The organism is Brevibacterium sp. LAARM3_SD1, assembly GCF_057364765.1.
Genome location: NZ_JBNFOL010000030.1, coordinates 41676 through 51214, shown reverse-complemented (window position 1 = coordinate 51214; position 9539 = coordinate 41676). Strand labels below are relative to the sequence as shown.

Sequence of the window (9539 nt, the reverse complement as noted above, 5' to 3'; positions counted from 1 at the left end):
GCCCTCTTCGCCGCGGCCGACCTTGGGCGAGACGTGGTGCCGCCGTCACGGTCATCACCCTCTTCGACCGCACTCACGACGAAGGGCTGGCTGCGGCACGGGCAGCCGGGGCACAGGTCGTCACCTTCACGACGGCCGAGTCCGACGCCGATCGTGCCGATGCCCTGAGCGAACTCTCTCGTGCGGACCTCGTCCTCGACGGCATCCTCGGCACCGGCGGTCGGCGCGGACTGCCCGAGCACATCTCCGCACTCATCGCCGACTGGGCCCCGCACCGCACCGGCCGCCTCATCGCCGTCGATGTTCCCTCCGACCTCGACCCGAACCACACCGGGGCAGAGAAACGACTCCACGCCGACCTCACGGTGACCTTCGGCGGCCTCAAGACCGAACTCATCGATCCGCGCGTGGACGAGTTCATCGGCACCATCGACGTCATTGATATCGGACTCGGTCTCGACCCCGGGCAGACGACCGCGGAGCTGCTCGATCACGATGATCTCGTCACCGGATTCCCGCGCCCCGATGCGACCGGGCACAAGTACTCCCGCGGTGTCACCGGGGTCCTCGCCGGCTCCGAGGACTACCCGGGCGCGGGCGTGCTCACCACCACCTCGGCGGTGAACACCGGAGCCGGAATGGTCCGTTACCTCGGCTCCCCGCTCGTCGCCGAATTCGTTCTCGGCCTCCACCCCGAGGTGGTCAGCGCGTCCGGACGCATCGACGCCGTCGTCCTCGGCCCGGGCGATCCCGAGTCCGAATTCGTGCAGGGCGTCGCCGACGCCCTGACCGGTAACCGCACACCGGTCGTCGTCGACGCAGGCGGCCTCGACATGATCGCCCGCGCCGAATCGATGGCCGACACCTGGCTGGCCGACCGGCCGCTCATCATCACCCCGCATGCCGCCGAGCTGGCGCGGCTGCTCAGCCGCCTCCTCGGCGAGATCATCACCGCGGGTCGGATCGGGGCGAACCCGATCCGGTGGGCGCAGCGAGCCGCGGAGCTGACCGGTGCGATCGTCCTGCTCAAAGGCCATCACACGGTCATCGCGGCCCCCGACGGGCACGTCGTCCTACCGACACCTGGGCCGGGCAGCCTCGCCACGGCAGGGTCCGGGGACGTGCTCGCCGGGATTCTCGGCACGCTCGCCGCGATCGCCGCCGCCCACGGACGCTACGACGGTGACGACCGGACACGTCCGCCCCGCGAGTGGGCGCGCCTGGTCGGGCTCGGAGTGCTGCTGCACAACGAGGCCGGCCGGCGTGCTGTGACCGCGTCCGGGTTCGCCGACGCCCTCGCCGAGGTGGTCAGTGAACTCATCCATGGTGCGGACTGAATCCGCTCGATCGGCCTCAGTGGATGAGGATCTGCGTCTTCGTCGATCCCTGCCACTTCATCGCTTTGACGAGGCTGGACTCGTACATCGACACGCAGCCGGCGGTCTTCATCGACTCCGTATTCGCGTGCAGGAAGATCGCCGATCCCTTGCCCGGGGTGCGCGCCTCGTTGTAGCCGATGACCTGGGCATACTTGTACGGCTTCGGTTGGTAGAGCGATTCGCCCTCAAACCCTTCCGACTTCAGCTGCATCGTGTTGTAGCCCTCGGCCTTCGTTGCATCGCCGTCGACCCAGACGTGGTCGCGGGTGACCTTCGTCCACGGTTTGCTCAGTCCGGGATTCGACGAGGTGCCGAAGCCGTCGCGCATCCAGAACACGCCCTTCGGGGTCTTCCCGTCGCCTTCCCGCTTGTTCGACGTCGTTCCGTTGTGGCCGAGGCGAGCCTTAAACGGGCCGCTGTCGCGGACGTACCGGTCGCCGGACTTCTTGCACAGGTAGATATCGGCGGTGATCGTCGACCGCTGCTTGACTTCGATGGCCTTCGCGGCAGTGACCGACGAGTTCGCCTCGACGCCGGTGCAGTACTTCGCGGCCGCCTCGGCGGGGCCGGTCTGACCGGCCACGGTGAGGACCGCAGCGAACAGGACTGCCGTGATCACCATTGCGAGGGTGCGGGCTGATGTGGTGTGCATGATGTCTCCTTCTTCATCGAATGACTCGTCGAGCCGGTCTTCGCCGAACGCGTCGTCGGCTGCACCTGCGACGACGGCACCAAAAGTGCTGACGGTCGCGGGGGACCAGCGTAACGAAGTCGCTGACCGGGGACGGAGCATTCTCACGATGACGATCCGGACCTCCGCACCCGTTGTGGGATCGGCCTCGTCCGGGTCCGACAGCAGGTCCCGATACTGCTGGTCGGCAAGGGTCGGCGGTAGTCTTATCCAGTGACATCTTTCGACATCCCCGAGGCTCTCGTCCGGGCCGAGATCGACGAGGCTGCCCTGTGCGGCAACGCCGCCGTCCTTGCCGATCGCCTCTCTCCCGCCCGCCTCAAATGCGTCGTCAAGGCCAACGCCTACGGCCATGGCATCGACCTCGTCGCCCCCGCCCTCTACTCGGCCGGGTGGCGCGAGTTCTGTGTGGCCACGATCCCCGAAGCCCTTCATCTCCGCAGCCTGCTCGGACCCGAAGCGCAGATCCTCGCCTGGCTCTATGGGCCCACCACCGACCTCGACGAGGCTGTGCGCGCCGACATCCAGCTGGGGATCTCAACGGTCGACTCCCTCGACCGACTCGCCGAGACGGCCCGCCGCACCGGCATCACCGCCCGCGCCCACCTGAAGGTCGACACCGGACTCGGGCGCAACGGACTGTCCCCGGAGGCCCTCGTCCGCGCCTTCGACTGGCTGCGCCGTCACGCCGAAGACAGTCTCGCCGCTGACACCGACCCTGATGCTGCTGCCGATATCCGCATCGTCGGGATCATGAGCCACTTCGCGGTCGCCGACGAACCCGAACGTCCCGAGACCGCAGCGCAGAGCGCGGTCTTCTCCTCCGCCCACGGGCAGCTGCGGGCAGTGCTCGACGCCACGGACGGCCGCCTCGGCGAATCGGATGACCTGGACGTCCACATCGCGAACTCACCGGGCGCACTCACCCTGGGACCGTGCCCGGGCACCTCGGCGAGGGTGGGACTCGCGCTCTACGGCCTGTCCCCGCTCGGAGACGGGGATCCGGCGGCTCTCGGGCTCCGGCCGGTCATGCGGCTGACCTCCAGCGTCATCAATCTCAAGGACATTCCCGCAGGTCACGGCGCCTCCTACGGGCTGACGTTCACCGCTGCGACCGACACCCGGTTCGCGCTCGTGCCCGGTGGGTACGGGGACGGACTGCCGCGGGCGGCATCGAACCGCGCCGAGGTGGCCATCCGCGGTCGTCGCTATCCCGTCGTCGGGCGCATCGCCATGGATCAGATGATCATCGATATCGGTGCCGGCAACACTGAGGTGGCGATCGGCGACGAGGTCGTCCTCTTCGGTCCCGGTGGGCCGAGCGCGGCCGAGTGGGGGACCTGGGCGAATACGATCAACTACGAGATCGTCACCCAGCTCAGCGCCCGCGTCGACCGGGTCGTCAAGAAGGAAGAGGAGTAATGAGGGTCCATCTCGAATCCCTGGAGCAGATGCGCACGTTCGCTGCGGCCGTGGCCGACCACCTGTGCGCCGGTGACCTGCTCATCCTCACGGGCAACCTCGGGGCGGGGAAGACGACGTTCACCCAGTCGTTGGGCAAGGCCCTCGATGTGACCGGGCGGATCACCTCGCCGACGTTTGTCATCGCACGCGAACACCTGTCGCGCACGGGCGGCCCTGCCCTCGTCCACGTCGACGCGTACCGGTTGGCCGATGGGGAGGAGCTCGAAGACCTCGATCTCGACTCCGAACTGGACGAGTCGATCACGGTCGTCGAATGGGGTGCCGGGATGGCCGAGCAGCTCAGCAGCGATCACCTCGACATCACCATCACACCGGTGGGGGACGTAGATGCCAGGGTTGCCGGGGACGCCGGGGACGCCGGGGGCGACGAGTTGGTCAGTGCAGATGACGAACTGGTCAGTGCAGACGACGAGGACGCACTCGAGGACGAACGGCGCACCGTCGACATCACCGGTCATGGAGCCGCCTGGGTCGCCCGCATGCCTGAGGTTGAGGCCGCCGTCTCGGCTCTAGCGGGCATCAGAGTCGACGGCTCGACCTCCGCAGACCGACCCGGTGAGGACTCGGCGAATGAGGGAGACGAACCATGATCATTCTGAGCATCGACACCTCGCAGTCGGCTTCTGTGGCGCTGGTCGACACAGACACCGGTTCGGTCATCGCTGCCGAACAGGCCGATGACCAGCGTCGACACGTCGAATTCATCGGCCCGGCCCTGGCCCGGATCCTCGCTGAGGATGCCCGACCCGAGCTCGTCGTCGTCGGCATCGGGCCCGGCCCCTTCACCGGATTGCGCGTGGGCATCGCCGCCGGAATCGCCGTCGGCCAGGCCCGCGGAATCCCCGTCAAGGGTCTGCTGTCCCAGGCGGCGATCGCCGAAGAATTCGTGCGCACCGAGGCGGATGAATCGGGCCGCCCCGTCCTCATCGCCTCGGACGCCCGACGCAAAGAGGTGTATTTCAGCGTCGTCGATTCCGCCGACGCCACGCTGAGCGCCGGACCGTTCGTGGCGAAACCGGCTGAGGTCGCCTCGGTTCTTGCCGACAACGGCTTTCAGCTCGACGCGATCGAGGAAAAGCTCGGCCGAGGGTTCCTCCTCTACCCGGACATCCTCGGAGGGCCGAGCGTCGAGTCGATCACCGATCCTCGCGCCGAGTACCTCGCCCTCGCCGCGGCACGGGAACTCGCCGCCGGCCGAGAGTTGCGCGAACCGATCCCCGAATACCTGCGCGAACCCGATGCGAAAGCGACCCCGGTACGCGAGAGCTCATTGAAATGACCTCCACGACCATCGCCGAGCTTCCCTGGTGGGACCTCGCCGAGGTGGCCCACCACGATGCGGCGATCTTCGGTCCGACCGCATGGACGCTCGGCTACTACTGGTCGGTCAAGGCGCAGAACGGCACGGTCATGCTCGCCGCCAGGACCGCCTCGGCGGGGGACGCGGACTCCACTTCCGCCGACAGGGACCACACCGCCTCGGCGGGGGAACTGGCGGGCTGGATCGTCATGTCGGGGGCCGGCGCGGAAGCCGACGTGATGACGATTGCGACCACCGGGGCGGCTCGCGGCAAGGGAATCGGCCGCGACCTGCTGCAGGCCGGAATCGATTGGGCGCAGGACCGCGGCTGCGAGGTCGTCCACCTCGAAGTCGATGAACGCAATGCCGCGGCGCTGGCGATGTACGCCTCGTTCGGATTCGAAGAGTGGGGACGACGCCCCGACTACTACCCGGGTGCGGCGGCAATCCTCATGCGGCTGCGGATCGGCGACTAGGTGTACTGACCGGACACGTTGATCAATCGTGAGAAGGGCGGCTGGTTGCCGCAGGCCGTGTGCGGACGATGTTGGTTGTACTGGTGCAGCCAGGATTGCAGGGCGTCGCGGCGATCCTGCTCGCTGCGGTAGCAGCGGGCGTAGGCCCACCCGTCGGCCATGGTGCGGTGGAACCTCTCGACTTTCCCGTTGGTCTGCGGGCGGTAAGGCCGTGTGCGCTTCGGTGTGATCGAAAGTTCCTCGCAGGTGTCGCGCCACAGGAGGGAGCGGTACGCGCCGCCGTTGTCCGACAGGACGCGTTCGATGGTGACGCCGCGGTCGGCAAACCAGTTGACCGCCCGGTGCAGGACGGCGACGGCGGTGATGGCGGTCTCGTCGTCGTGAACTTCGGTGTACGCGACGCGGGAGTGGTCGTCGATAACGGTGTGCACGAACGCGTACCCCAGCTTGGGGTTGTGCCACTTGCTGCGGGGCTTGCCTGGGGTGGCGGAGCGGTTCTTCTCGCCTTGGCGGCGGCCGACATAGCGCCAGCCGCCTCCGTCGGGGATGTTCCCGAGCTTCTTCACATCCACGTGCACGAGCGACCCGGGGTAGTCATGCTCGTAACGGCGGACAGGTTCGCCTGTGGCGCGGTCTACGTATGCGAGCCGGTTCAGCCGGGCGGTCGTGAGGATTCGATGCACGGTGGACGGCGCGATTCCGAGCCTGCTCGCGAGTTGGACCGGCCCTTCGCGAAGTCGCAGGCGCAGGCTCACGCACCGCTTCGTCGTCGCCTTGCGCGTCTTGTGCGGCGAGGTCTTCGGTCGCGAGGACCGGTCGTGCATCGATTCGCCATTTGCGTAGCGGCCTACCCACCGCTTCACTGTCGGCCAGGACACCTGGAAGCGAGCGGCGACCTCGCTGATCGGCCAGCCGTCATCTACGACCAGGCAAGCGACTTTGAGGCGGTGGCGGGGAGTCAGAGCGGCATTTGCGTGGGACATGGGACTCCTTAGGACTGTCGGACGGTCAGCAGGGTTACCCTGCTGACCGTCCGAGATGAGGTTCAAAAAGGGGAAAACGTTATGCGACAGCGGTTCCTTCGAGCTCGACCATCTGGCCGGGGATCGCCAGGCGGGTGACGCCGAGCATCGTGGTAGTCGGGGCGACTCCTGCCGCCCCGAGCTTCCCGGCGAGCACGCCGTAGTGCGGGAACATCGCGTCCACGTCGGTGGTGTAGACGTTGAGGCGGACCAGGTTCTCCATCGACATACCGGCCTCGGCGAGCACGGCCTCGAGGTTCGCCACGGCCAGCGCGAGCTGGGCCTCGACGTCCCCGTCATGCTCGGGCCGACCATCCTTGCTCATCGCTGTCTGTCCCGAGATGTACAGCGTCCGTGTCTCCCCTGAGATGACTTCGCCCTGGTTGAAGCCCATCTCCTGCGACCACGTCACCGGATTTACTGCCGTGCGTTCCATTGCTGCTCCGTTCATTCGTTCCGCAGCGCCCGGCCGCCCTATGGCCGCCGTCCTCGACGCTGCGCTACTAGCCTCCCAACGAATCACGACACCTTGTGTCGTGTTTTCTGGTAAAGATGGATGCATGCGAGCAGACCGACTGGTCTCGCTGGTGCTCTTGCTGCGCCAGCGAGGCCGAGTAACCGCCGACCAGCTGGCCAGTGAGCTCGAAGTGTCCACGCGCACCGTGTTGCGCGACATCGACGCCCTCTCGACTGCGGGCGTCCCCGTTTACGCCGACCGTGGTCGACACGGCGGCTATTCACTCCTTCCCGGCTTCCGCACCGAACTGACCGGGCTGAACCATGACGAGGCACTCGCGCTGCTCACCGCCGGATCAGACCGCGGCGAGAAGGTCTTCGGCCTCAGCGCACCGCTAGCCTCGGCGATGCGCAAGATCGTCGACGCGCTGCCCGAGGGGCACCAGGTGAGTCTCGGCGATGCGGCCAAACGGTTCCTCGTGGAGCCGGAGACCGACATGCTCTCTCGCCGTGCCCCCACCGAAGACCTGGCCGACGGCGTCATGAGCGAGGTCCGAGCCGCGGTGCTCACCGGCCGCCGGCTGCGATTCAACTACGCGGCACCTGGTAAAGCACCGAGTCGTCGAACCGTCGATCCGATTGGACTGGTCACCGTCCGCGGGCGCACCTACCTGCTGGCGACGAGGTCTGGAGACGATCGGACTTACCGTCTGTCTCGGATGCTCAGCGCCGAAGCGCTCCCCGAACCAGCGCAACGCCCCGCGCAGGTCGATCTCGACCGCATCTGGGCCGAGCGCACCGCACAGTTCCTCTCCGAGAAACACATCCCCGTCGTCGTCCGCATCAAGACCTCACGTCGTGAGGAACTGCTGGAGAATGCCAGCGCTGTCCGGGCCGAGGAACCGGAGCCGGATGATTGGATCCGCCTCGACGTGACCTTCGAAGACCTGCGCCACGCGGTGTGGGCAGTGTGGCGGCTTGATACGGACGCCGAAGTACTAGCGCCAGAATCCGTCCGCGATGCGATGTACGTGCGTGCCGAAGCATTGACGGCACGTTATCGATCCCGACGATCCGTACCGACTAACGTGTCCGGTCAGTGCAACTAGGCGACTGGAACCGTACGTGTCTGCAACGTTGGGGAATACGCGAATGCAGATCGCCAAAGCAGGCGGAGCATTGCGGCGACGCGAAGTCACCTGACAGCACTGATGAACTCAGTAACCGCAGTTCCGAGTACGTCATCCGGCACGCCATGCCAGTCACCGGCCAGCGTCCTGACCTCGCTTGTCGGCGCGTGCGACCCCACGAACTCCGAGAATTCCCTGAGCTGTGGTGGGCTGGCTTCGCTGGCCACGGCCAACACGGGGGCATTGATCTGTGCAAGTATCTCCGGCGTCAGGAGTTCGGCGATGCGGAGGTCGACAGGGATCGTACCGGCGTATGGTGCGCAGGCTTCGGCGAAGTCGGTCATGTGGTTGATCACGTCCTCTGGCATCCCTTGGTAGACGTAGAACTCGCGGACGGCCTCGACGTTGTGTCCGTTCGCGACTAGGGTTTCGGTCCTTGCTATGACGGTTTCGACGTCAGGGGGGTTCGACGGTGGCTCCATCACGACGAGAGCGCTCATCGGCACACCTCGCCCGCTTGCCAGCAGCCCGAGTGAACCTCCGGACGACAGTCCGTACACGGCAGGAGGGGCATCAGGAGAAGCCGCGTTGATGACCGCGCGTAGGTCAGCTATCTCGGAATCCGGCGTGATCGGACCCTCGCATGCAGAGTCGCCTTTGCCGCGGCGGTCGTAGCGGATCACAGTGAACGCCGAGGCGAGCTCTGCCTCCAGTGGGCCATTGGGGCTGAGTCGGCGGTCAACCATGATCGGGTCGATGACGACGACTGCGGGGCCGGTGCCTTCGGCCGACCACGAGATCGGTGTCCCGTCGGTGGATCGGATGTGGCAAGACATGATCACTCTTCTCTAGTGTCGGTGTGCAGCGGGGTAGGTGAGACGCTCGAGCTGGGCGACCGGACGACCGTCCCGTCGCCACCATGCCCCAGTCGTGGTCTGTGGCCAGCCCGCCGGCGAGTCTTCCCAGGTCTCCTGGCGCCCGAAGACGGTGCGGTCGAGGAGGCCGAGGATCGGGTCCATCACCTCGGTGCCTCGATCGGTGGTCTCGTAAGTGAGATAGGCGTCATCGCCGTCGCGTACGTAGCAACGTAGGAACTTCTCTCCTGCAACGGCGGGATTGCCGTAAGCGGCGGAGGTGGAATACCACGGCTGCGTCCAGCCCATGAATTGCCGGTATGAAGCGAGTTCGGGCCAGGAGCCTTCGGACATGACGGCGAGGGTGACGTCACGCTCGGAGAAGTAGGTCTGTGGGGGCAGCTGTGAAACTGAGAAGGTGCATCCCATGCACTGCTCCGAGGCTGGTCGGCCGTGGTTCCACATGAAGGTATAGGCGATGAGCAGTCGACGGCCCGCGAACGCTTTCGTGAAGGGGATCCTCCCCTCGGGGCCGATCAGCGTCGCCTCGCCGACTGGGGTGACGGGCAGTCGTCGCCGTAATGCGGCGAGGGCGTCACCAGTACGTGTGTGTGCTTTCTCCTGTGCGGTCACCTCGGCCAGGGAAGTGATCCAGCTTCCGCGATCAACGATCTTCAAGGGCAGGTCAGACGACGCTGTCTCATTCATGAAACTATGTTAAACATAGTAGGTGGTATGTTGTAAAG

Annotated in this window: 11 protein-coding genes; 6 read left to right on the top strand and 5 right to left on the bottom strand. The window is 66.4% G+C overall.

Translation table 11 applies throughout. The features are described from left to right. Positions 1-1337, top strand: a 1337-nt coding sequence (locus tag AC2W7L_RS15015) for a bifunctional ADP-dependent NAD(P)H-hydrate dehydratase/NAD(P)H-hydrate epimerase (RefSeq protein WP_486005077.1), incomplete at its 5' end; no start/stop codon positions are given. 16 nt (positions 1338-1353) lie between these two features. Here the strand turns inward: AC2W7L_RS15015 and AC2W7L_RS15010 are convergent. Next, positions 1354-2031 (bottom strand): hypothetical protein, encoded by a 678-nt coding sequence (locus tag AC2W7L_RS15010; protein ID WP_486005076.1) that lies wholly within the window; start codon positions 2029-2031, stop codon positions 1354-1356. 252 nt (positions 2032-2283) lie between these two features. Between AC2W7L_RS15010 and alr the strand changes: the two genes are divergently transcribed. Genes alr through AC2W7L_RS14990 form a run of 4 tightly spaced genes read left to right on the top strand, consistent with a single transcriptional unit; the run spans position 2284 to position 5331 of the window. Beyond that, the gene (gene alr / locus AC2W7L_RS15005; protein ID WP_486005075.1) at positions 2284-3492 is read left to right on the top strand and encodes an alanine racemase; all 1209 of its coding nucleotides are present in this window, start codon (positions 2284-2286) and stop codon (positions 3490-3492) included. Then, positions 3492-4145 carry a tRNA (adenosine(37)-N6)-threonylcarbamoyltransferase complex ATPase subunit type 1 TsaE gene (gene tsaE, locus AC2W7L_RS15000; protein WP_486005074.1) on the top strand — a complete coding sequence of 218 codons (654 nt, stop codon included), beginning with the start codon at positions 3492-3494 and terminating at the stop codon, positions 4143-4145. Before alr ends, tsaE begins: the two co-directional genes overlap by 1 nt. Further along, complete coding sequence (gene tsaB, locus AC2W7L_RS14995; RefSeq protein WP_486005073.1) at positions 4142-4834, top strand: tRNA (adenosine(37)-N6)-threonylcarbamoyltransferase complex dimerization subunit type 1 TsaB; 693 nt, start codon at positions 4142-4144, stop codon at positions 4832-4834. The genes tsaE and tsaB overlap by 4 nt, the downstream gene beginning before the upstream one ends. After that, complete coding sequence (locus AC2W7L_RS14990; RefSeq protein ID WP_486005072.1) at positions 4831-5331, top strand: GNAT family N-acetyltransferase; 501 nt, start codon at positions 4831-4833, stop codon at positions 5329-5331. Before tsaB ends, AC2W7L_RS14990 begins: the two co-directional genes overlap by 4 nt. Here AC2W7L_RS14990 and AC2W7L_RS14985 read toward each other — a convergent pair. Next, entirely contained in the window at positions 5328-6314 is a 987-nt protein-coding gene (locus AC2W7L_RS14985) for an IS481 family transposase (RefSeq protein WP_486005071.1), read from the bottom strand. The two genes, AC2W7L_RS14990 and AC2W7L_RS14985, sit on opposite strands and share 4 nt — an antisense overlap. Before the next feature lie 79 nt (positions 6315-6393). After that, positions 6394-6789, bottom strand: coding sequence for a RidA family protein (locus AC2W7L_RS14980; protein WP_012832594.1), 396 nt, complete (start codon positions 6787-6789; stop codon positions 6394-6396). 124 nt (positions 6790-6913) lie between these two features. Here AC2W7L_RS14980 and AC2W7L_RS14975 point away from each other — a divergent pair, with 124 nt between their 5' ends. After that, complete coding sequence (locus AC2W7L_RS14975) at positions 6914-7918, top strand: helix-turn-helix transcriptional regulator (protein ID WP_486005070.1); 1005 nt, start codon at positions 6914-6916, stop codon at positions 7916-7918. An 86-nt stretch (positions 7919-8004) separates the two neighbouring features. Here the strand turns inward: AC2W7L_RS14975 and AC2W7L_RS14970 are convergent, their stop codons facing one another. After that, positions 8005-8775: an alpha/beta fold hydrolase gene (locus tag AC2W7L_RS14970; RefSeq protein WP_486005069.1), complete on the bottom strand. Its 771-nt coding sequence runs from the start codon at positions 8773-8775 to the stop codon at positions 8005-8007. 12 nt (positions 8776-8787) lie between these two features. Next, the gene (locus tag AC2W7L_RS14965) at positions 8788-9501 is read right to left on the bottom strand and encodes a DUF899 family protein (protein WP_486005068.1); all 714 of its coding nucleotides are present in this window, start codon (positions 9499-9501) and stop codon (positions 8788-8790) included. Between the last annotated feature and the right edge of the window lie 38 nt (positions 9502-9539).